The 23,940-nt window shown below is 46.5% G+C and carries 16 protein-coding genes; 4 read left to right on the forward strand and 12 right to left on the reverse strand.

The features are described 5' to 3' along the window. Positions 1-140: 140 nt before the first annotated feature. The 3 genes from rlmD to MWG26_RS20205 all read right to left on the reverse strand — a co-directional run bounded on the left by rlmD (position 141) and on the right by MWG26_RS20205 (position 4,330). Positions 141-1,796, reverse strand: a complete 1,656-nt coding sequence (gene rlmD, locus MWG26_RS20195) for a 23S rRNA (uracil(1939)-C(5))-methyltransferase RlmD (protein WP_025655841.1) — start codon at positions 1,794-1,796, stop codon at positions 141-143. Positions 1,797-2,035: 239 nt separating this feature from the next. Further along, positions 2,036-2,977: a 3'-5' exoribonuclease YhaM family protein gene (locus MWG26_RS20200; protein WP_025655840.1), complete on the reverse strand. Its 942-nt coding sequence runs from the start codon at positions 2,975-2,977 to the stop codon at positions 2,036-2,038. A 63-nt stretch (positions 2,978-3,040) separates the two neighbouring features. Beyond that, a complete protein-coding gene (locus tag MWG26_RS20205) occupies positions 3,041-4,330 on the reverse strand; it encodes a S1C family serine protease (protein ID WP_025655839.1) in 1,290 nt (429 codons plus the stop codon). Between the two features lie 165 nt (positions 4,331-4,495). Here MWG26_RS20205 and MWG26_RS20210 point away from each other — a divergent pair, with 165 nt between their 5' ends. From MWG26_RS20210 to MWG26_RS20220, 3 genes are read left to right on the forward strand one after another with little or no spacing between them, the layout of a single operon-like run. Further along, on the forward strand, positions 4,496-6,871 hold the full coding sequence (locus MWG26_RS20210) for an endonuclease MutS2 (RefSeq protein ID WP_117440800.1): 2,376 nt from the start codon (positions 4,496-4,498) through the stop codon (positions 6,869-6,871). Positions 6,872-6,885: 14 nt separating this feature from the next. After that, positions 6,886-7,587 carry a response regulator transcription factor gene (locus MWG26_RS20215; RefSeq protein ID WP_025655837.1) on the forward strand — a complete coding sequence of 234 codons (702 nt, stop codon included), beginning with the start codon at positions 6,886-6,888 and terminating at the stop codon, positions 7,585-7,587. A 40-nt stretch (positions 7,588-7,627) separates the two neighbouring features. Further along, positions 7,628-9,043, forward strand: coding sequence for a sensor histidine kinase (locus tag MWG26_RS20220; RefSeq protein ID WP_025655836.1), 1,416 nt, complete (start codon positions 7,628-7,630; stop codon positions 9,041-9,043). A 78-nt stretch (positions 9,044-9,121) separates the two neighbouring features. Here MWG26_RS20220 and MWG26_RS20225 read toward each other — a convergent pair whose 3' ends face one another. Further along, a complete protein-coding gene (locus MWG26_RS20225; protein ID WP_025655835.1) occupies positions 9,122-10,324 on the reverse strand; it encodes a substrate-binding domain-containing protein in 1,203 nt (400 codons plus the stop codon). A gap of 372 nt (positions 10,325-10,696) precedes the next feature. Between MWG26_RS20225 and MWG26_RS20230 the strand changes: the two genes are divergently transcribed. Beyond that, positions 10,697-10,867 carry a DUF362 domain-containing protein gene (locus tag MWG26_RS20230; RefSeq protein WP_025655834.1) on the forward strand — a complete coding sequence of 57 codons (171 nt, stop codon included), beginning with the start codon at positions 10,697-10,699 and terminating at the stop codon, positions 10,865-10,867. A 74-nt stretch (positions 10,868-10,941) separates the two neighbouring features. On the opposite strand, the gene MWG26_RS20235 is transcribed toward MWG26_RS20230, so the two are convergent. The 8 genes from MWG26_RS20235 to MWG26_RS20270 all read right to left on the reverse strand — a co-directional run bounded on the left by MWG26_RS20235 (position 10,942) and on the right by MWG26_RS20270 (position 23,862). Further along, positions 10,942-12,096 (reverse strand): MFS transporter, encoded by a 1,155-nt coding sequence (locus MWG26_RS20235; RefSeq protein WP_162149265.1) that lies wholly within the window; start codon positions 12,094-12,096, stop codon positions 10,942-10,944. A 30-nt stretch (positions 12,097-12,126) separates the two neighbouring features. Next, positions 12,127-14,844, reverse strand: coding sequence for an alpha-L-rhamnosidase (locus tag MWG26_RS20240; RefSeq protein WP_025655832.1), 2,718 nt, complete (start codon positions 14,842-14,844; stop codon positions 12,127-12,129). Positions 14,845-14,865: 21 nt separating this feature from the next. Then, positions 14,866-16,161 (reverse strand): amidohydrolase family protein, encoded by a 1,296-nt coding sequence (locus tag MWG26_RS20245; protein ID WP_025655831.1) that lies wholly within the window; start codon positions 16,159-16,161, stop codon positions 14,866-14,868. Positions 16,162-16,230: 69 nt separating this feature from the next. Continuing rightward, positions 16,231-17,373: a uroporphyrinogen decarboxylase family protein gene (locus tag MWG26_RS20250; protein ID WP_025655830.1), complete on the reverse strand. Its 1,143-nt coding sequence runs from the start codon at positions 17,371-17,373 to the stop codon at positions 16,231-16,233. A gap of 45 nt (positions 17,374-17,418) precedes the next feature. Continuing rightward, on the reverse strand, positions 17,419-20,400 hold the full coding sequence (locus MWG26_RS20255) for an alpha-mannosidase (protein WP_117440801.1): 2,982 nt from the start codon (positions 20,398-20,400) through the stop codon (positions 17,419-17,421). 249 nt (positions 20,401-20,649) lie between these two features. After that, a complete protein-coding gene (locus MWG26_RS20260; RefSeq protein ID WP_025655828.1) occupies positions 20,650-21,474 on the reverse strand; it encodes a carbohydrate ABC transporter permease in 825 nt (274 codons plus the stop codon). A 15-nt stretch (positions 21,475-21,489) separates the two neighbouring features. After that, entirely contained in the window at positions 21,490-22,356 is an 867-nt protein-coding gene (locus MWG26_RS20265) for a carbohydrate ABC transporter permease (protein WP_117440803.1), read from the reverse strand. 198 nt (positions 22,357-22,554) lie between these two features. Continuing rightward, the gene (locus MWG26_RS20270) at positions 22,555-23,862 is read right to left on the reverse strand and encodes an ABC transporter substrate-binding protein (protein ID WP_025655826.1); all 1,308 of its coding nucleotides are present in this window, start codon (positions 23,860-23,862) and stop codon (positions 22,555-22,557) included. Positions 23,863-23,940: the final 78 nt, after the last annotated feature.

Consider the following 23,940-nt stretch of genomic DNA (forward strand, 5'->3'; position numbering starts at 1 on the left):
TATTTAATAACATTATTCTACACCACTTATTTCCATTTTTCAACACATAAAATGTGTTGAAACAATTTTGTGTGTTGTTTTTGTTCCTAAACATATTTTATGTGTGCCTATCAAAGAAGTAAATTCAATTCTTCTTTGCTTTATATAATATTAAAAACCTTTAAAGCCTCCTCAATTGCCTTGAATTTTTCTTCTGGACAAGGCGGATACTCTCTTTTAGGCGTATCAACTTTATTAGGTGCTTCATGCATAGGAACACCGTGTTTCCTCTTCACCTCTGCTATATACTTCGTATGCACATTAAATCCATACTTTTCTTTTATATACTCCTGTATTTTCTTATACGTGGCTTTTTCCGTTATATCCTCTTTATCCACTTCCATTTCAATGTCGATAGTCTCAATATCTTTTTTACGGGTCAAGAGTACAACCGTCTCCACATGCACCCCCATAGGGAACTGATCCACAGCCCTCCCTCTCACCAGCTCATACCCCGCCCCGCTAAGATACTTCAAATCCCGGGCCAAAGTAGCCGAGTCACAGCTCACATAAACAATCCGATCCGGTCCCATTTCCGCCATTGTCTCCAGCAGCGACTCCTCACAGCCTTTCCTGGGAGGATCAACTACTATCACATCGGCATGAGCCGTCTCCCCCGGATGTTCCTTGGCATACCGCCTATAATACTCCGGCAGCACATCCTCCGCTCTTCCAATATAAAATTCCGCATTCCCAATACCATTAATCTTAGCATTATTCCTTGCATCTTCAATTGCCTGAGGTACAATCTCCACCCCATAGACCTGTTTTGCCTTCTGGGCCAGAAACAGTGAAATCGTTCCGATCCCGCAGTATAGATCCCACACGGTCTCGTCCCCCTTAAGCCCCGCATACTCCAAGGCCAGACCATAAAGCTTCTCAGTCTGCACCGGATTGACCTGGTAAAAGGACAGCGGCGATATCTGATATTTTATGCTGCCAATATAATCTGTAATAAATCCCTGGCCCCACAGAACCTCGTAACTATCTCCCATAATAACGTTGGTATTCTTTCGATTCACGCTGACCGATACACTTGTCATTCCAGGAATCTTCCGCAGCTCCTTGATCAGTACCTCATTATGTGGGATCGTTTTCCCGTTAATCACCAGACATACCATGATTTCCTTTGTTACAAACCCATATCGGATCAACGCATGGCGGATCAGTCCATGCCCCGTCTTTTCGTCGTATGCAGCAATGCCATATTCTTTCATAAAGGCAAGTATCAACTCGAGAATCCGCTTATTAACCGGCACACCAAGCGCACAGTCTGTATTTGCAATAATATCATGGGTTCGTCCTGCATAAAAACCAGTTATGGAATTCCCATCCTTATCCATCCCAAAGGGAAACTGCGCCTTGTTCCTATAATAAAAAGGTACCTCCATTCCAACTGCAGGTTCCATAATCCGCTCCAGCAGCTCCGGAGCAAACCCGCCAATCCGTTCCAGATTTCCTTTTACCTTCTTTTCCTTGAATTCCAGCTGTTTCTCATAAGCCAGCTCCTGTATCTGGCAGCCTCCACATTTACGGGCAAACCGGCATTTCGGTATAACACGGTCGGCTGACGGCTCTATGATATCCATTAGCCTTGCATACCCGTAATTCTTTTTCGCTTTCATAAGCTTTGCCTTCACAACATCGCCAATCACCGCATCTTTAATAAATACGGTATAGCCATTCACCTTGCCTATACCTTCTCCATTTACACCCATATCTTCAATTGTCACTGTGACAATATCATTTTTCTGCATATCGAAACTCCTCTGATACGTTTTTGAGTGCATTTGACAATTCACAGTCACTGCCTGATTCGCCTATCATCTGCATAATCAAGCTGAAGTGCAATTGATCAAACACACTCTGGTATACATCTTTATGTTACAGTTCAGACTATTCAGAACTGTTACACATCCAGCCATTAAAATCCCTTTGCGATGGGCTGAATGCCTGCGGCCTCCGCGTTTTCCCAGGATCCGCATAACAATTACTTTTATATAGAAGTTTTTCTTAAATTTGACTCAAACAGACGATTATATCCCAGCCAGTCTGTTCCCGTCTTGTCCTTGAATATTTCCGTCAGCGTCTGCATCTTCGCGTCTGCATTATCTGCCAGGTTCAGTGCCATAGCCTCCGCCAGAGCCGGTTTTTTCGGAGATCCATATTCGAGTTCTCCATGATGTGCGATGATACAGTGTTTCAGCTCGCTCGCCAGCTTTTCCGGAAAGCCTGGGATCGCGCGGACTGCCTCACTTACCATTTCCACACCAATGATAATATGTCCCAGCAGCTGTCCGTCATCGGTATAGTCATTGTCCGGAAATGCGGACAGTTCTTTTGTTTTTCCTATGTCATGGCAGATCGCAGATGCATAGAGCAGGTCTTTATTCAGGATCGCATAGGCTCCGGCAAAGTATTCACACATTTTTACCACGCTCAGCGTATGCTCCAGCAAACCTCCGGCAAAACCATGATGTACTGTCTTCGCCGCAGAATGTCCCTTAAAGGCCTTTATGAATTCTTCATCCTCCACAAAGTAATACTCCACTGCCTGACGCAGGTAATCGTTGGATATCTGGCGTATGTAGGAACGCAGCTCCTCAAACATACCGTCCACACTCTTATCGGATGTCGGCATATAATCAGCCGGGTCGTATTCCCCCTCTGCGGCTTTTCTTATCTGTTTAATATTGAGCTGCCGATTGTTATTGTAGCTGATAACCTCGCCGAATACCTCAATAAAATCTTTCTCATCGTAATCGGCTATTCCCTGGGAATTGGGATCCCATACTTTTCCGTCCAGAGTCCCTGTTTTATCCTGAAGCAGCAGGTTATCATAAGGCTTTCCATTCCTGGTCTCCGCGGAACGTTTCCCCTTGCAGAGATAAATGCAGCGTATCGTCTCTCCTTCGTGTAAATCATTAATATATCTCATCATATCCTCCCATAATTGAGGCTGCCATCTACCCGGCAGCCTTTCTAAGTTTCCTTTTATCGTTTATTCCTGACTTCCAATTGTAACAGTAAAGTCTATATCCACATACCCATTCGCCCCGCGGCGCTTTCCTTTTATCTTGACGTTTTCTCCTGCTTTGCAGCTTATGACCGCCTTCTCATAGGAAAGGGTATTCGATATCTTTGTGCCCGCAACTTCCTGGATAATATCACCATTCTGTATTCCTGCAGACATGGCCGGGGAATCCGGATTGATCTCCATCACGTAGACTCCCGCGGGCATGTCCTGCGCTTCTGACAAAGTATCGTTGATAGTTGTGCCGTAAATGCCTACATACGGTACGCTCTCACCGTTCACCAGAAGTTCTATTGTGGCCTTTAAATCAGAGATCGCCAAGGCCTTGGCAGTATTGTTCTGCGCGCCGCCCCAGATTCCAGGGTCGATCATGCCGATTACTTCGCCATTCATATTGAATAATATCCCTGTGCCTCCGGCTTCTGTCGGAATATCGGTAGCCAGAATGCTTCTCTGACCGTCGGCCTGAGTTTCATCGTAAGAGTTGGAACTTACAACTCCATATCCAACTCCGTCCGCATACCCGAATGTATTGCCAAGGGCGAGAACCACATCCCCCTTAGTCGTAATGTTGGAATTTCCCAGAACCGCTACTTTCACAGCGTTCCAGGTCGTATTTGTAATCTTGGCCCGCGGAATCGCAAACACTGCAAATCCGCTGTTCTTGTCCTGCTTCTTCAAGGAGGCTCCGTACTGGCTGTCATCAGCAAAGGTGATCTTCCACTTTTCAGCATCCTGACATACGGAACTATCACAGAGTATCAGCAGCTCCTGCCCATTGTCCGCGGCAATGAGCCCTGCAGCTCCTGCACTAGGACCGGTATCCACAGAAAATGCGGTGTCTTCCCTGACCGGGTTCACAGAAACCACACACTTGTCCGCCTCTTTTGCAGTCTCGTACACACTTTTCATGATATCCTGAAAGCTGTCGGCATCAAGTACAGGCGGCACCGTCTCTCCTTCGGTAGATTCTGCGGTCTGCTGATCGTCCGTCTCCTCTTCGTCCTCCGGTATGGTTACGGTCTTGGGATTCCCCAGAAATTTGTTCTGCGCCCACGGTTTAAGCGCAAAAAAACTAAGGCAGGCGAACGCCCCGAAAATCAGTCCATATATCCCCACTCTCGCAAGCTGTGTGAGGATTTTCTTTCTGGTGACTGGTTTGGGTTTAATCGTCTCCTGCAGGAAAGAAAACTGTTCTTCCTTCTGCTCCTCATGGCCCTGGTCCGGCTTCTGTTTCGGATCTTCATCGTACGGCATAGACTCTAATCTCCTTTAGTTTATAGTATAACCGATTCATACGGATTGTTCAATATTTATCCTTTTCAATATGCGTTAAATAGGGTAGAATGTTACTGTACACCATTCGGACGTGTACAGTAAACGATAGAATTTACCTGTGAACTCAGATAAAAGGTGAAAAAGATGAATCAAAAGACTTTAAATAAACTGGAATACAATAAAATCATAGCTATATTGGAGGAGCAGGCCTCCTCTATGAGAGGCAGGCAGCTCTGCCGCAAGCTGAAGCCCATGACCGATTTGGAACGCATCAACACATGCCAGGAACAGACCTCAGCTGCATTTACCAGGATAATTAAAAAAGGGCGCCTTTCTTTAAGCGACGCATTCCCTGTAGGTGAATCCCTCAAGCGGCTGGAGATCGGAGGTACCCTTGGCAGCGGTGAATTGCTCCGCATCTGCAAGCTTCTGAAAACAGCAGCACGCGCCAAGTCATACGGGCGCCACGATACGCAGGATGATCTGGCGGACTGCCTGGATGTGTATTTTGAACAGTTGGAACCGCTGACACCTCTCACCACAGAGATCGAGCGCTGTATCCAGGGGGAGGACGAGATCAGTGACGATGCCAGCAGCACTTTGAAGAGTATCCGCCGCAGCATTGGCTCCCTGAATGATAAGGTGCACTCTACACTAACAAACCTTGTCAACGGATCGTTGCGCACCTATCTGCAGGATCCGATCATTACCATGCGCGGAGACCGTTACTGTGTCCCTGTCAAGGCCGAATACCGAAACCAGGTGAATGGGATGATCCATGACCAGTCTTCTACCGGATCCACCTTGTTTATAGAGCCGATGGCAGTGGTCCGGCTGAATAATGATTTGAAAGAACTGTACGCAAAGGAACAGGAGGAGATCCAGGTAATTCTTGCACGGCTGAGCGAAGACACTGCATTATATATAGAAGAGATCCGTAACAACTACAAACTTCTGACCGATCTGGACTTTATCTTTGCAAAAGGGGCACTGGCCCTTTCCATGAATGCAAGCCGTCCGGTTCTGAATCAGGAGGGGCGCATCCGCATCCGGGAAGGACGCCATCCACTGCTGGATCCACGCAAGGTAGTACCCATCTCCGTGACACTGGGAGAGGATTTCACCCTGCTGATTATAACCGGCCCCAACACCGGCGGCAAGACAGTCTCCCTCAAGACAGTGGGCCTGTTCACTCTTATGGGCCAGGCCGGCCTGCACATTCCTGCAGGAGACCGCTCAGAGCTTGCGATCTTCCGCCAGGTCTACGCAGATATCGGAGACGAACAGAGTATTGAGCAGAGCCTGAGTACCTTTTCTTCCCACATGACAAACATTGTCTCCTTTCTGCAGGAAGTGGATGAGAACTCTCTGGTGCTCTTTGACGAATTGGGCGCCGGCACCGATCCTACCGAGGGAGCCGCACTGGCGATTGCCATTTTATCATACCTGCATAAACGTAACATCCGCACCATGGCAACCACGCACTACAGTGAGTTAAAGGTCTATGCCCTCTCAACCCCCGGCGTTGAAAATGCCTGCTGTGAATTTGACGTAGAGAGCCTGAAGCCCACTTACCGCCTTCTGATCGGTATCCCGGGAAAGAGTAACGCATTTGCCATCTCCGGAAAGCTGGGGCTTCCGGATTATATCATAGAGGACGCAAAGCAGCATCTGACAGAACAGGATGCATCCTTTGAGGATCTGCTGACCGACCTGGAATCCAGCAAGCGCACCATAGAAAAAGAGCGCGAGGCCATCGAGACCTATAAGCGGGAAGTGGAAGCTTTAAAAAACCAGGCAAAGCAAAAGCAGGCAAAGATCGAGGAGCAGCGGGAACGTATCCTCAAGGAGGCAAATGAAAAGGCCGGAACTATTTTACGGGAGGCAAAAGAACTGGCCGATGAGACAATCAGGAATTTCCAGAAGTTCGGCAAAGAAGGCATCTCAGCCGCCGAGATGGAGAAAGAGCGCGCGCGGCTCCGCCAGAAGCTGAAAGAGACATCCTCTTCCGGCACAATGACCGTCAAAAAGCCTAAAAAAGCATATAAACCGAGTGATTTTAAACTCGGAGAATCCGTAAAGGTACTGAGCATGAACCTGACCGGAACCGTCAGTTCCTTGCCGGATTCCCGCGGCAATCTGACGGTGCAGATGGGGATCCTCCGGTCGCAGGTAAACATCTCCGATCTGGAGATCATAGAAGAGCCGGCATCCTACAGCGTTAAGAGTATGAAACGCACCTCGAAAGGAAAACTGAAGATGAGCAAATCCTTATCCGTCAGTCCGGAAATCAATCTTCTTGGAAAAACGGTGGATGAGGCAGTATCCGAACTGGATAAGTACCTGGACGATGCTATACTCTCTCATTTAAGTACCGTCCGTGTTGTACATGGAAAAGGCACCGGCGCGCTCCGCAAGGGAATCCACGAATTCCTGAGCCGCCAAAAACACGTCAAATCCTATCGTCTCGGAGAGTTCGGCGAGGGAGATGCCGGAGTCACAATCGTAGAACTGAAATAGCAAGGAGGCTAATCATGGTTGCAAAACAAAAGATTTTAATTGTCGATGACGACGAAAATATCGCAGAACTTATTTCCCTTTATCTCGTAAAGGAATGCTTTGATACAAAGATTGTATATAATGGAGAGGATGCGCTCTCCGCCTATGAAACCTATCATCCCAACCTGATTCTCCTTGATCTGATGCTTCCGGGAATCGACGGGTATCAGGTGTGCCGTGAGATACGCGCCAAGTCCTCTACTCCAATCATCATGCTTTCCGCAAAGGGCGAAGTCTTTGACAAGGTACTCGGACTCGAGCTCGGTGCCGATGACTATATTATGAAGCCCTTTGATTCCAAGGAAATGGTCGCACGGGTCCGCGCTGTCCTGCGCAGGTATCAGCCCGTCAAACCCGAGGAGCCTGCGGAAGATAAGACCAAATGCGTTGAATACGACGGCCTTACGATCAATCTGACTAACTATTCCGTTGTCTGCGACGGGCATCCCGTAGAGATGCCTCCCAAGGAACTGGAGCTGCTTTATTTTCTGGCTGCGTCCCCGAACCAGGTGTTCACACGGGAACAGCTCCTCGACCAGATCTGGGGATATGAATACATCGGAGACACCCGAACCGTCGACGTCCATATCAAACGGCTGAGGGAAAAGATCAAGGATCATCCGTCCTGGGGACTCAGCACCGTCTGGGGCATTGGTTACAAGTTTGAGGTCAAATAGCAGAGTGCCGCAGCGCACCTGGTACAAAAGGAAGTGCAGCATGAAAAGTACTTTGTACTTAAAATTTATTGTCATTTATATCATATTTGGTTTCCTGAGCTTCTTCACCGTAGGAATTCTGTCCAGCCAGCTCGTGCTGGACAGGCTGGAAAAGAACGACTCCCAGAACCTCTACCGGCAGGCCAATCTGGTTGCCAGCGATTACCTGCCCTCCTACTTCACCGGAGACTCCACCTCATATGCGGTACATTCGCAGCTGAACGGTATGAATCTGTACCTGAATTCTTCGCTTTGGTTTGTGGAGTCGGACGGAACTATGATCACCTCCTCTAATCTGGACAATACAAAGGCGCCTGAGGCCATCGACGATTTTGACCCGGCGGAGATCGGGAGCAACCAGTATATCACTGGAGATTATCACGGTTACTTCAATGAGGACATGATCACTGTTATGGCGCCTGTAACACAGGGTTTCTATATCAAAGGATATATCCTTATCCACAAACCCGTTTCTGCGATTCAGGAAGTATGCAGCCAGATGATGTTCCCGATCTATATTACTGTCGCCGTCATTTTTCTGCTCTCCTTCCTGCTTCTGCTGGGATTCCATTTCTTCATATACCGCCCCCTGCGCACCATCACAGAGGCGGCGACTCAGTATGCATCAGGCAACCTGACCTATGAGATTCCGGTCTATACCCACGATGAGATCGGTTATCTGTCCGCGTCCCTGAACTATATGTCCTCACAGCTCAAAGACATGGAAGAATACCAGAAAAAAATCGTGGCAAACGTATCCCACGATTTCCGCTCCCCGCTGACCTCGATCAAGGGCTATGTACAGGCCATGACGGACGGCACCATCCCGCCTGAACTCCATGGAAAATATCTCAGCATTATCCTGTTCGAGACAGAGCGGCTGACCGACCTGACCAAGGACCTGCTTACTCTTAATGAATTTGATACAAAGGAACTTCTCCTGCATAAAACAGAGTTTGATATCCAGGAAATGATCAAAAATACCGCTGCCTCATTTGAAGGCGCATGCACGAACAAGCGGATATCCATCGAACTTCTCCTGCTTCCGGATGTACAGCTTGTATACGCGGACAGACGTAAAATCCAGCAGGTGCTTTACAACTTGATGGACAACGCCATTAAATTCAGTGAGAATGAATCCACGGTAACAGTAGAAGTCACAGGCAGAAGCGAAAAGGTCTTCATATCCGTCAAAGACTCCGGCCTCGGAATCCCCCGCAAAGAACTGAATAAGATCTGGGAGCGCTTCTACAAATCCGATCTCTCCCGCGGCAAAGACAAAAAAGGAACCGGACTCGGTCTTGCAATCGTTAAAGAAGCCATCCAGGCTCATGATGAACACATTAACGTCATAAGCACAGAGGGTGTCGGAACCGAATTCATCTTCTCTCTCAGCCGGGCAGATTCCGGCAGATAAACGAAAAAGGCAGCTGCAAAATAGCATATTGCTATCTGCGGCTGCTTCTTTTATACTCTATTTACATTCTTAAGCAATCTATTCATACAGCATATTCTGTATAGATTCCTCTTCCATGTTCTCCTGCGTAACCCAGATATATCCGGTATTTACCTCTGCCTCATTGCCCACTTCCAGGACCGTACGTGCCGCTGCTATCACGGATGCATATCCAATGCCGAAGGGATTCTGTACAACCAGGCCTTTAATCTCTCCGTCCCGGAGGGCATCCAGCTGTTCTTTTCCTGCATCGAATCCCATAAGAACGATTTCTTCTGTTTTCTCTGCCTGGCTGAGTGCGGATACTGCCAGCTGAGTAGCCGTTACATTCGTTCCAAAGCAGCCTTTGATCTCAGGATGCTTTTCCAGATAATATTGGATCACATCCTCATCTGTGAGACTGTCCGCAGTGACTTCCTTGGCTTGTTCCTTTTCTTCCTTAACCTCTTCTTTATCCTCTTTGTCTTCTTTATTGGCCTTATTCTGCTCCTCTGCGATGGCCTTCTTCATATCATCCATCTTATCCAAATAAAGCGTTTCGGCAATTGTGACGTCCGGATGGCCGCTTTCGATCTCACTCTTAAAACTGCTTTCGCGCTCCCTGCCTGTAGCTGACTTCGAATCATGCACCAGAAGCAGGATACTGCCTTTATCCTCTATCTCGTCACAGAGTTTATATGCGCCGGTTCTTGCTGCCTCCGCGTTGTCCGTCTTAATGGTACACTGTATCCCCTGATAGGAATTTCCCGAGTCCAACGCGATAATCGGAATCCCGTTCTCCGTTGCCAGGTCAAACTGTACCGTACACGCCTCAGCATCAATGCTTGCAATCCCCAAAGCATCCGGATACCGGGCCAGTTCCTCATCCAGAATATTTACCTGCTCGTCAATGTCTTCCACTCCGCCCGGAGCATTATAGGTCACCTTTACTTTGTCATCCCCGCTGTATCCCAACGCCTTATTCAAATCCTCGGCAGCCTGTTCAACCCCTCTTTTAATCTCTTTCCAGTAGGCAGAACTGTTATCCTTTCCTATAATAGATATATAGGAGCCAGGTTCAAGCTTCAGGCCATCTGCGTTATCATATGCTGACGGGGAAATCGCATTCAAGTTCCCCTGATATGGCGGTTCCTCTGTAGTATCTCCGGTAAAGGTAGGAGTATCCTCCTTCTTGCTGCAAGCACAAACGGTCAAAATGATGCATAACATCGCAGTTGTGATGATTGTCCATTTTCTCTTCATAAAATAACTGCCTCCAGATCTTATATGCTGTCCCAGATTATTACCTATATACTATACACTAATCTTGTGAAAAAAAAAGGAATATTTTCTTAAATTTAATAAATTTTATGAAAATACCGGAAACTTGATGCCTGGAAGCCATGAATTCCATCCCGTAAGGTGATTAGGTTCCCACCCTAACGAACCTGATACTTGCCAGCCGCATATAGGGGTGGAAGTCCTATCCGTATTCAAGATAAATGCTTATTGAAAATTGTACCTGATTTAAAGCATAAAACTGCTTGTATATTTATCCCATTTGTATTAGAATGGGGATAGTGGCAGTAAGAATGATACGGCTGCCCATTTATATCATAAAGGAGGATACATACTATGGCACACGTAATTAATGATGAATGTGTAAGCTGTGGTTCTTGCGAAGGCGAATGCCCAGTAGGAGCTATCGCAGAAGGCGACGGCAAATACGTAATCGACGCTGATGCTTGCGTAGATTGTGGAGCATGTGAAGCAGCCTGTCCTACAGGTGCTATCGTAGCAGAATAATTTCAAAAATATACCGCAAAGTGATCACAAAGCAAAAGGGCGGCCACACGAAACAAGAAGTGTGGCCGCCCTTATTAACGGACAGTCTTGTGGACAATGAGCAGTGCCGCAAGGCAGATTACCGCAGTTGAGCCTATACCTGCCCTCGTCCCCAAAATCTGGCTGAAAAGCCCAATTGCCCAGCTGCCCCCTGCGCCGCCAAGCGCAGCAAATGCAAAGAAAGCTCCCATTGTGACCGCTGTGTTCTCATGACACTCGACCGAGATCCCCGCCCCCAGCGTCGGAAAAATTACCGACAGGAAAAGTCCAGATAATGGCAGAAGCACTGCTGCTTCCCCCGGTAATGTAACACCCAGAATAATACACAAGGCAGACAAAGCAAAATGCACGATTAATACTCTTCTAATGCCGAATCTGTCAACATACATACTCCCGATAAACCGGCCTGCAGTCAGAAAAACAAAGAACAAGCTCAGCCACAGCGCCGCCTGTTTCAGCGCCTGTCCCTTCTCATCTACAAAGAATGCAGTTATCCAGGTGATGATACCGGCTTCAGTCGCAATATACAGAGTTGCCAATGCATAATATTTTCCTGCTTTTTTAATAAGCATAGCCCCCAGAATATCCTTGATTCTTAATGGGCTGTCATTAAGATAGGTCTGTTTTGGGTAACCCGTATTGAGAAACAAAAGAACCGCCGCCAAAATAACTGGCAGTATGATCATAAATGCGGTCTTATAATCTCCGCCCTTCCTTAAGATCACCCCAAATGCCGCAGGTCCTATGATTGCGCCGATACCGTGCATCCCAGCCACCAAATTGGTATATTTTCCTCTTTTTTCTTCTGGATATATGTCCGCAACCGCCGTATTTCCTGCATACTCATAAAGCCCCAATGAAAAGCCGATCAACAGGATGCCGATTAAAAATATGTATATATTAGGGGCGCAGGTATAAATGAAAATTCCTGCTGCAATGTTAACATTTGAAACAATAAGAGCTGTCCTCCTGTGGATTTTACCTGTCATACTCCCAAAAAAGAGAGAAGAAGCGCAATATCCTATGTAGTGAACCACCATCAAAGCGCCGCCGACACCATAGCTGACTTTAAAAGCGCTCGTAACATCCGTCAGCGTTGCCCCTCTGACAGAATCGCAATACCCAAAAAGGAAAAAGCAAATCATCACGCCTGCTGTCACAGCTCTCAATCTGTTGTTTTCTGTCTTCATTTCCTCTTTCTCCTTTTTCATCTATTCCGCTCAGACGAATGGCTCCTGAAATATATAATGCCCCGATTTTACCTGCTTTTCCTTATAAGTCCCATTCCTGTGCGGTATGTATACCTTTGCCGCTGTCCCACAAGGAATCTCTGTCTCCATATATATCTGTCTATTCTTTACTTCCCAATAAACTTCGATATTTCCATAGGGGCTTCGATGCCTGCTCCATGCATATGTAATACGGGGATCTATAAGAGGCTTTACCACAATCTCCCTGTAGCCTTCGCAGGCTGCATGAATTCCGCCAATTTTCCTGTACATCCAGTCTCCTGCACAGCCAAAAGCATAATGATTATAAGAAGCGCAGGTTACTCCTCCATCCGGCTTAACCGCCTGCCACATCTCCCACACAGTAGTAGCTCCCATCTTCACTTCATAAAGCCAGGACGGGCATTCATCCTGAAAGAGAATGTCGAATGCGGTCTTTGTATATCCTGCTTCCACCAGCACATCCAGTAAAAACGGAATTGAGAGAAATCCAGTGTCAAGCCTGCCATCATTCTCCTCGATCAGTCTGACTAACATTGCGGATGTATGCTTCCTATATTCTTCTGGTATCAGATGAAACTGAAGCGCTAAAACATAAATCCCCTGTAATTTGGTCTTTATCATCCCTTTCCCGTCAGTAAATGCACGGATAAATGCATTTCTTACATTCTCATTTAATTGCTTATAGTATTGCACATCGTCATATTTTCCTAGGACTTGCGCAATTTGCGCCATCAACTCTGTAGAATAGGCGTAAAAGCAGGTGGGAACAATATCCATCGTGCGATAGGCGCTTCTCAGCATATCGACATCTCCGGTCTGTTGGTCTATGCTTACACTCGGCGTCAGCCAGTCTCCAAAGTGAAAATTCGTATTCCACAGATACTTTTCCCACTCTTCCCTTTTTTTATTTCCTCCGGTGCTGTCTGTGCTTTCCGGATATTCGTGTTCTGCCGTATATCGAATATATTCGATCCATTTTTCCATCATTGCATAGTTTTCTTCCAAAATGCTCTTTTGTCCGTATGCCTGATACAGCCGCCACGGCACGATCACGGCTGCATCCCCCCATCCCGCAGATGTATGGGTCTGATACGGAGTTGTACTATTAGGATGATATGCAGGCAGATAAGGAACAATAATGGGGATCTGGCCATCCTCCAGCTGCTCTTCCCGCATGAGCTTCAGCCAGCGCATAAAGAACTCCAGTACATCCATATTTCTGCATGCTGTCGGTATAAATATCTGCGCATCTCCTGTAAAACCTGCTTTCTCCCGCTGGGGGCAATCGGTGGGGACGGATACCATATTACTTTTTTGGCTCCACAGGATGTTGTGCTGTAATTGATTTAGACGCTCGTCAGAGCAGCAAAATCCACCTGTCATTTCCATATCCGTATATATTACCTGTATTTCAAAATCCTCTGGTTTTGGCTCTCCCGGATACCCGCTGATTCTGACATAACGGAAACCGTGATAGGTAAAGCTGGGTTCGAATATTTCCGGGCCTTCTCCATGGAGAATGTAGGTATCCGTCTGCAGTACGAATTCTCCGATGATATTGCGCACAAAATTTCCATGTTGATCCACCGTCTCGGTATGCTCCAGGACAACTTTTGTGCCACGCTTCCCGCATACTTTCATTTTTACCCTGCCGCATAGAACCTGCCCCGTATCGAGTATTGTTTCACCCCTGGGAGACTGATAGATGCGCGCTGGCCTCAGTGTCTCACATACACGTACCGGTTCCCCTGCCTGCGCACACAGGTTCTCATACCCATAATCTGCTGTACGAACCGGCCTTAATTCCCTCGACCGGTATCCCGGCAGGCTGAAATTTTTTTTCTCATCCCGCGCGTCATAACATTCCCCAACAAAAAGATCGGCATATTTTACCGGTCCCGTCTCGGAACAGCATGTCTCTCCCGAACCAAACCGTTCACGCTGTCCGTTTTCATACAAGACCTCTATCTGAAACAGCCCGGCCAATAATGTACCATACTGGCAGCTGTCTCCGGTCAGGCCTACCTTCCCGCAGTACCAGCCTGGGCATATAGTCATACCCAGCGCGTTATCTCCTGTCTTCAGACCGTCCGTGATATCATACGTCTGATACTCCAGACAACGGTTATAGGAGGAATTGCCTGGTGCATATTCCATATCTCCCACCCTGCGGCCATTCAGTTCAAGACGGTAAATCCCATGTGCGGTTGCATAGATTCTGGCGGAACGCAGACATGGTTTTACTTTGAATTCCATGCGTATCATTTGTCCCGGCTGCATTTTAATGTCTTCTATTTTAATGCTTGAATAGGATATTTCTGCGGTCTCCTGAGGTTTTTCACGGTAAGCCGGAACCTGCTTGGGCACCACCCACTTTGCGGTCCAATCCTCTTGATATAAAAGTCCCGTTTCGAACCATCCGCTGTATTCGGCGGCTTCCCCATGGTTACTCCAAATATTGGCTTCTATATCATACCTTGTAAAAGACTCCAGTTTCCGGCCTGCATACTTTATTCCAAACGACTGCCCGCTTTCCAGCGCGCCTGTATCCCATAATTTCCGTCCTTTGTCAAAAACCTGCAGCCGGTACTGTACTTGTCTGGTATCCGGCACTTTACTCTCATATATCCAGGAAAACTCAGGCCTCCTGGTATCAATCCCCATTGGATGAGTCCTGTGTTCACATCGAAACTCTGTAATTTTCATTTTTCTACCCTTGTCTTTGGACTATAGTCCAAATAGCTCCTTTGGATTTTGATATAAGATTCTTTCTGCAAATTTCTTTGCCTGCCCCATTGAATATGTGCCTTCTTCCACACACTGGGCAAGTACCATACTGATATTTTCGCGGGCCATCAGCTGGTGCCCGTAAACTGCATCCAAAAACAGGCTGTCTCCGCCAAATCCATTGATTTTCGTAACCGGAACTGTATCTAAGAACTCAGCAAGCGCGCATTTACTTGCATATGGAGAGATAACGTGTGCCCAGCACATATCTATATATACGTTTGGGAACATCTTAGCCAGCGCTGCCAGGCTTTTATGATACGGATATCCGATATGAAAAATATCGAATTTTATATCCGGGTATTCTATAAAGAAATCATTTAGCAATTCAGGATTGCTGTTTGCAAGAAAATTCGGATACCCCGCCTGCATGCCCGTATGTATTTGATAAACCAGCTTGTGTTCTGCAGCAAAATGAAGGACAAAATGCATCATATAGTTCTGTAAAGCTTCCCCCTCGTACAGCCCCCTTCTCCACGCAGGCAAGTGCCGCTCTTCAAACAGGTCCAGAAAATCTTTTTCCGCCTCACTCTTTGTAGAATGCCCGTATTTAAGGCTTCTTGCGTAGGCCAGCCCGAGCTTAAAGGCCACTGCCCCGTTTTCAACAGCTGTTTCCATTGACTGTGTACATGCTTTAAGCCAATCTTCAAATCCATTGATCCTGATTCCTGTGTCCGTTTCAATCTGTTCCAACTGCTGCCTTGTTTCCGGAAATATAAAAGCATCCAGCCTGTGCACTGGGCGGTAATACCGCCTGTCACATTCCAGGTCAAAAGTATCCTGGATGGCAGTTTCAATCTTACATTTCTCCCTTAACACTTCTTGAAACCTTCCCGGTCTTCTGGCGGCGAGGAACTTCTTATTCAACTCCAGGATGGAGTCCCACGGCGTCTGTGAGTCAGGAAAATGCATCCCATACAGTCCTTCCACCGTTCTGTCCAGCTGCCGGTAATATGCTGTGTTTTCAATTCTGCTTAAATATGGCTTTAACATCTGCCATTTTTCTTCCAGCTGTGTCTGCCCGGATTGCGCTGTTGTGCCTTGAGATAATGTTTCCATCTCTTCATTGCGCATTCCCGCACTGATCAAATCGTCCCGTAAATACGAAGATAAATATTCGCTGAAAAAATCCACCGGCTGTTCCAGTTCCTGTTCCCAGTTTGGCAGATGCTCATGTGTATCTATAATAGTAAGGTCATTGACATAGTCTTCTATCGTCTGATATAACGTATTCATTCTTCTTCTCCATCTGCCCAGGTAACGGTTCAGTCAGGCCTGCACTGTTACCTGCCCACGGCATTATCATTAAATTTGGTTTCTGACCACTTTAGAAATCATTAAAAACTTTTCATATTCTACGCCCGGGGGGCAGCTGTCGGAATTCGCAAGGATAAATGGGTATCCTTCCATGTCCTTCAACAACTTTTTTACATAGACCTCCAATTCACTGAGAGACCAATTCAAAAATTCTGTCGGCTCGATACCTCCCACAAGGAATTTTTCTTTAGGAAGCACCCTGCGCGCCTCTTTCATAACAATATTGCCGGTAGGCGCAGGAGATATCGACTCAATCCCATGCACCTTTGATCCGGCTATCAGCCCGAGAAGCGCCTGAAGGTGGCCGCAGGCATGCTGCATATACATCTTTCGGCGGCTCTCCAGTATTTCAGACCATTCATTTAATTCCGGCAGAATGTATTTTTCGTAATAGGACGGGGAGATATTGGTGGTGGATGTATCTTCCCAAGTGAGGAAGACTTCCGCATCTGACCCAGCGGATATTTCCACTGCAATCCGGTCCACCCTGCGTATACTTTCCAGTAATGCTTCCACTTCTTCCGGATAGTCCATCAAAGCATATACCAGTTCCTCCGTTCCAAGCCAGAATTCTAGCAATGACTGAAAGGCGCTTTTCAAATTTATCTCTGGCATCAGCATAGGCACAATGAGCGCTTCCTCTCCCACCTCTGCCGCCGCTTTATTGTACGCGGTATAATCCGGAATAAGTTCTATATGGTCAAAAAAGTATCTGGCAGTCTTAAAATCTTCCTCTTCTTTAATGGGATGTTCAGATAAAAACCACGTCTCACCATCCGGCGTAATGATATATCTGGCAGTCAGGCATCCTATGGGGGTACGGATTGTCATAGTTCTTTTATCCTTATCATATACGTCCTCAATGGAGCACCCCTTATAGAATGTCTGATACATTCTAAGATGTTCATATTCTATTTTTGTAGGATCAAATCCCCTGATTAATGGATCCGCACCCATTTCCTGCATGACCTGCATCATGCTCTTCCCCCTGGCCTCTTCCGGATTAAAATCATACCAATATGCCAGATTCGGGCACCATGGAGTGCGGTCTGTCTTCTCACCGCGCAGTGCGGCCAGCAGTCTCTGTTTTGGTGTCATTGTTTCTTTCGTCTCTATTATCTTCGTTGTCATTGAAACCTTCCTTTCTTCCTCCGTTTTAGCCCCTTTATCAGTCCGTCAATCCAGGTCTAAAACAACATATAACGTTTTTATCTCAAACGGCCTTACATCTATCCAGAGCGAATTGCCCCCGCAGCAGATATTCGATTCCATGTCCTGTATCAAATTTTCCATCAAATCGCATTCCCAGACCTCTTTCATACAGGAGCCAAATGTGATCTCTGCTTTGCAGCGCCGGTTAAATGCTTCATAAAACCTTACCAGTATTCCTTCACGCCCCTCCGCTTTTTTCACCGTTTCTATTACAATATTGTTCTGTTGTGCCTTCACAATACTATAACGGCCCGGGATCTTCCCCTCCTGCGGATCCAGCAGCTGTGTAAAGACCGTCTGGTTAAATGCTTTGGCGTACGGGATCACCCCGGCCTCCCGCCAGTCTCCTGCATGAGGATAAAAAGCATAACGAAACGTATGCTCCCCCTGATCCGCCTTAGCATTGGGATAGGTGGCTGATTTTAATAGGGTCAGACGCATATCCCCTCTATGAATATCGTATCCATACTTACAGTCGTTCAGAATAGCCGCGCCGTAACCATATTCAGACAAGTCAGCCCATTTCTGCCCGCACACCTCGAATTTTGCCGCATCCCAGCTGGTGTTGGAATGTGTCGGCCTCAGTATGCTGCCGAACTGAATATCATAGGCTGCAAAGTCCGAATGAATATCCACTTCAAAGGAAGTCTTTAAAAGCGTATGTTCTTCGTGCCAGTCGATCCATGTTTCAAACTCAATATACGGAAGTACATGATACATATGCATCTTTTGAACAATGCAGGATCTCTGATATTTTCTTGTAATTTCTATTGTCCACCGGAGTGGTCCGTTTTCCGTCACGGATATGGATTCAGCTTTGTTTATTTCCCACATTTTCAGGCGGTAGTATTCCGTGATATCCCATGCATCAAAATTATGGGGCATATCTTCAAAAGCCAGAAGTTGATTTCCTTTTCCACCCTTTTTCAGAACCTCTCTCTTCTCTTTCTTATCATATATCCCAGTGATAACGCCATTCGTATCCAGGCTGATCTTCCAGTATTGGTTTTCCATCTCTGCCGTAGTCGCTCTCACATCCGGGACCTGGTGTTCTGCGCATTTCGCTTCTTCCTTACCGGCTAACCGGTAAGTACGGTACCCAAAGGACGGAAGGCCTTCCAAAAGTACCAATGCTTTTCCGCTGTGGAGGGGCTGGGCCGGAACAAAGCCGTTCCTCTCATCTATAATTCCGCTGCACCAGTCCGGAAGTTTTGCCTCGGTAATCTGCGGACAGGTGCTCCCTGACGCATGGAAAGCTGCCAGTGAATGGCCGTCAGTGCTGATCAGCGCCGCAATCTCTTCTAACGCTTCACTTTTGATTCCTCCAAGGCATTGAAAAACAGTTTCGTATTCCATGTCAGACACTTCATACACCTCCGGGATAGATGTTCCGGGAAGAATATCGTGAAACTGATTGCGCAGTACAGTTTTCCACATTTGCTCCATCCTTCTGTGCGGATATTGATACCCCTCCCCTAAGACAGAAGCAAGCGCACCATGGAACTCTGCCTCCGACAGTAAGCTTTCGGCCCTCCGGTTGTATTTTTTTGTTTTGGCGCGGCTCGTATAAGTCCCCCGGTGATATTCCAGATACAGCTCCCCTACCCACTGGGGAAGGCAGGCTTCTTTCCTTTTTTCTTCCAAAAGCTCTGTAAAGCCGGATATACTGGAAAACTGGAACTTAGGGCAGCCAGATATGCCCTTTTCGAGGCGCCTGCCATATTCCAGCATCCAGTCTGTCGTGCCTCCGCCTCCGTCTCCATAACCATAAGGAAGAAGTACGGTGCCGCTCAACTCCTTCTGTTGGAACCTTTCATAAGTCTTGATCAACACATCCGGCTGCAGAAACCCATTATACGTACTGATCGGAAAGCCCTCATTCAGCCCCTGCAGGTCTTCTTTTGGAAGCACCGATGTTATAATATAAGCAAGAACACTGCTGTCATCAATCCCATGCCATTCAAACAAATCATAGGGAAGCCGGTTATATTCATTCCAGCAGATCTTGGCAGTCATAAAATATTTGATCCCAGATTTGTTTAGAATCTGGGGTAAGGTGCCGCTGAACCCAAAAGCGTCCGGCAGCCATAATACTTCGCATTCCTTCCCAAATTCCTCTCTAAAAAACTTCTTGCCATAGTATAACTGTCTGACCAGTGACTCTCCCGATGTAAGATTACAGTCGGCTTCCAGCCACATGCCTCCGTCTGCCTCCCACCGTCCTTCTTCCACCCGCCTTTTAATCTGACTGAAAATGCCGGGATAATCCTCCTTTATATATTCATACAGCTGGGGCTGGCTCGAAAAGAATTGGTATTCAGGATACCGCTCCATAAGCCTCAGCGCATTTGTAAAACTCCTGGCGGCCTTTTCCCGCGTCTGTTCTGCTGTCCAGAGCCATGCAACATCTATGTGGGTATGCCCGATCCCGTATACTGCAGGCCTCGACCTCTCCTCTGCCTTATTATAAAACGCATCGTCCAGATATAAAGACGCCTCCCGGAGGCTCTGTCTGAACATCTTTCCCGAAGTCCTGCTGTCCCTGAAGTCCAGAATGTTTACCGCACGCTCCAGAATCGTTCCAATTCTAATCCGTCTTTCGTCCCCCTCATGTAATTCCGCCATAACTTTCATCGGAACCTGGAGATCATAGATCACTTTATCCACAAGGGCATCAAACAGCCCATACGAAAGGCTGATAGGAAATACCGCATCATCCATGCCGGAATACACCGCTACCTCATACACCAGACATTCACCCGGTACCGCCTCTGTACAAAGGATCATTTCCCGGTGGTTAACATCCAGCCCCTGAATCAGTTCTTTATTTTGGAAAACCTTAAACTGAGGGTTGGCAATATTCCAGTCATCTGCGTGTTCCGTAGAAAACTCTGCCAGTAGTGTTTTTCCTGCAAACCTCTCTGGAACGATCATCTCAAATTTCATCCAGCAGTGGGCATCCTTCCCCCCCCCATCTGACAGAATTGCTACACTCCTCGTATCGGCCACATTCCGGTGGATATAAGGAAACGGGGCTCCTTTTATCTATGTACATCCTGTCCGGCCCTCTTTTATGAGTCACCCTGTATTTTTCCAATTCCTCTATCGTTCTGCTGACCCTTCCTATAATAAACATTCTGCCTCCATTCTCTGCACATCCCTATTACTGTACTGTTCATATACCCTGACGGCTTTCTACCCTTTTACGGCTCCGGCAGTCATTCCTGATACAACTTGTTCCTGCATCAGAAAATAGATAATAATTGTGGGCAGTATAATCAATATGGTCGCAGCAAACATGGCGCCGTAGTCTGTTGCATATGCGCTTTTAAAATAATAAAGTGCTACGGGTAATGTCCTGCTGTCATTTCCTGTCGTCAAAGTCAATGCAAACTGGAACTCATTCCATGCCTCTATGAACTGCAGCACGCCGGCTGTAGCCAGCGCAGGCTTTACTAGAGGCATAATAATTGCCGCAAATGTCCTGAAAAAACCAGCGCCGTCAATATAAGCGGATTCCTCCAGTTCCCTTGGGATTGTCATAAAGTAACTGCTGAGTATAAACAGGGATGTCGTAAGCCCAAATCCAGAATAGACAAGGATCAAGCCCGGAATCGTATCCAACAGCCCTATTGTCTTCACTGTATTATAGACCGGCAGCAAAAGCGCGGAACCCGGTATAAGCAAAGCCATAGAAAACATCAGGCGTAAAAATTTTCTTCCTCTGAATTGAAAACGGGCAATCACATAGGACGCCATACTCATCACCGCCAGGCATATGAGTGTGCTCATACCTGTCACTATAACGCTGTTCTTATAAAACTGTGCAATTGGAGCCAGTTTAAACGCTGTAAAATAATTCTTAACACTGAATTGGCCGCTAAAAATTGGCGCCGATGACAATATGTCCGCATTTCCCCTGAAGGATGACAGTAAAACCCACAAAAAAGGACCTACAGATATAAAACATATCAATATCACAAAAATTCCAATCATAATCTGAATCGTTTTCTTTTTCATGTAATCTCTCCCCGCTTATTTAACCTCTCCGACCTTGTATATCCGGTTTACTGCAAAAACCAGAACCAGGCCTGTAAGCATCATCACCACACCAATCGCATTGCCATAGCCAAAATTATTGTCACGCATTGCCGCATTGTAAAGCATCAGAGGCATACTCATAGTCCGGTTGCCCGGACCTCCGCCAGTGGTCATCATTATCGTGTCAAATTTGTGAAGCATACCGGTACCTGCAAGAATTGTACATATGCCTATAATGTTACGCAGAAGCGGCAGGGTAATGTATCGCATCTTCTGTGAATCGCTGGCTCCGTCTATTGCAGCCGCCTCATAGATGTCCTCATCAATCGAACTCATTTCTGCTAAAATTAATGCCGCATTAACAGCTGCAAAGGGAAGCCATGTCAGGGTAACTGCCCAAAATGCCGTTTTGGAATCCGCAAACCAGTTTTTTGCCAGACAGTCCAGACCCACAGCTTTTAAAAATTGGTTCACGGGGCCGAAGCTGGGGTTCAGTATGCACAAAAACAACATACCAATTGCAGCACTTGAGATAATGTTTGGGATCATAAATACGCCCCGTGCGAACTTGCAGTACCATTTTTTTCTTGCTATAACAAGCGCAAATGCGAGCGCGATCCCAACATGCAGCGTGCATTGCAGAAGTATCCAGACAATAGTGTTTCCAAAAGCAGTAAAAAAATTAGGATCCTGAAACATCCTGATATAATGATCCAGGCCAATAAAAGTCGGAGAAACCCCAATTCTCCATTCTGTAAACGATGTAGCCACCAGTGTCACCAGAGAGATCGCATACATAAATATAAACAGTGAAACTCCAGGGACAAGAAAAATAATAAGCCATCTCTTTTTAATTTTCATGATTTTTCGCCTTTCTTTAAATAGAGTTTCGCTTGCGAAACTCGCGCCTGCGGCGGTCGCACCGCGACATCTACTGCTTACGCCACAGTGCGCATCCCACCGGGAGGGTTTTTAATTTAATAGAGAAGTGCATATCACTTTCCTATTAAATAAACTTTCCGGTATGTGTTCCATACCGGAAAGTCCTGTGCTGCCGTTTTATTCGGCCTCCTTTATTGCCTCATCCATTTTTACGGTCATTTCCTGTGGTGTAATGTTTCCATATGCCATTTCCGGATAGTATTTGCTCATAGCATTCACAACACTTGGGAGCGCTGTAGAATCAATTGTTTTATACTCTACCTTTACATCTTTCTTTATTTCCATTAGTGATGCAAATAAAGGCTGCTCCTGTTTAAACTCTTCTGTCATCTCGATATTTGTAGTAAGCGGAACCACTCCGGTCATCTCCATCCGCATCTTCTGTGCTTCCCCGTCAGTGATACACTTCAGAAATTTTATAGCTGCATCCTTTGTCTCCTCTGTTTTTGCGCAAACAGAATATCCCAGCTCATAATTGGATATCAGGCTCTGGTTTGGAAATGCTGCAACGCCAATGCGGTCCATCAGCCCGTCTACTGCTACTTCCGGGTTCGAAAAATCAGCAGTTGCCCACATGCCGTTCGCTATCATGGCTGTCTTTTCCTGACAGAAACTGTTTGATGCAACAGGATATCCGCCGCCTAATGCATCCTCTGTTGTGTATTCCTTAAGAAGAGTCTGCATCATTGTGAGGCCTTTTACTACAGATTCATTTTGATAGGAGTCCGGATATACCGTATTCATAAATTTCTTTCCTGATTCCCCGTCTGTTCCAATCATTGCTGCCAGCACCAGATTTGCTGTCCAGCAATTCTCCCCTGTGCTTAGGGAAATCGGTATAAATCCGTTCTCCTTCAGAATCTTGCAGTTTTCCATAAATTCATCCCATGTCTCGGCTGGTTTTATTTTACATTTGTCAAACATATCTTTATTATAAAAGTATCCGATCTGAGTATTGGCGTCTGCCACAGAATATATCCCCCCGTCCGGCTGACGTACTGCCTCGATTGCGTCCTCTCCAATTTGTTCTTTAAATTCCGGATCAGCTTCCAAAACCTCCGTCAGTTCCATTGCCTGTCCGTTTTTAACCGCCAGATCCAGAACTCCGTTAATGGAGTATACGACATCCGGCAGTTCGTTCGTAGCCGCCAGCACTTTCATTTTATCCAGATAAGCTGTATCGCTGGGTAGCTCTTCCACTACAAGTTCAATTTCGTCTCCATACATTTGATTGAACCGCTCAATAAGTTTTTTCTCACATTCCGTGTTTGGACTGGTTCCGACTGCACTGGTTGCATAGCGCAAAATGACTTTTTCGTCATCTTTTTTGTTGTCATTCTTCTTTGCGCATCCGCCCGCAAGCATTGCTGCTGACATGATTCCAACAAGTGCCACAGCTGTAGACTTCTTAACTCCTCTTCTCATAACTTTTCTCCTCTTTTCGTTTTGTGTTTATTTGATAGGTATATTCTAACATTTCCGTCTTTCTTTTTTAATCGAATT

The organism is Faecalicatena contorta (assembly GCF_022835095.1).
Taxonomy (GTDB): Bacteria; Bacillota; Clostridia; order Lachnospirales; family Lachnospiraceae; genus Faecalicatena; species Faecalicatena contorta.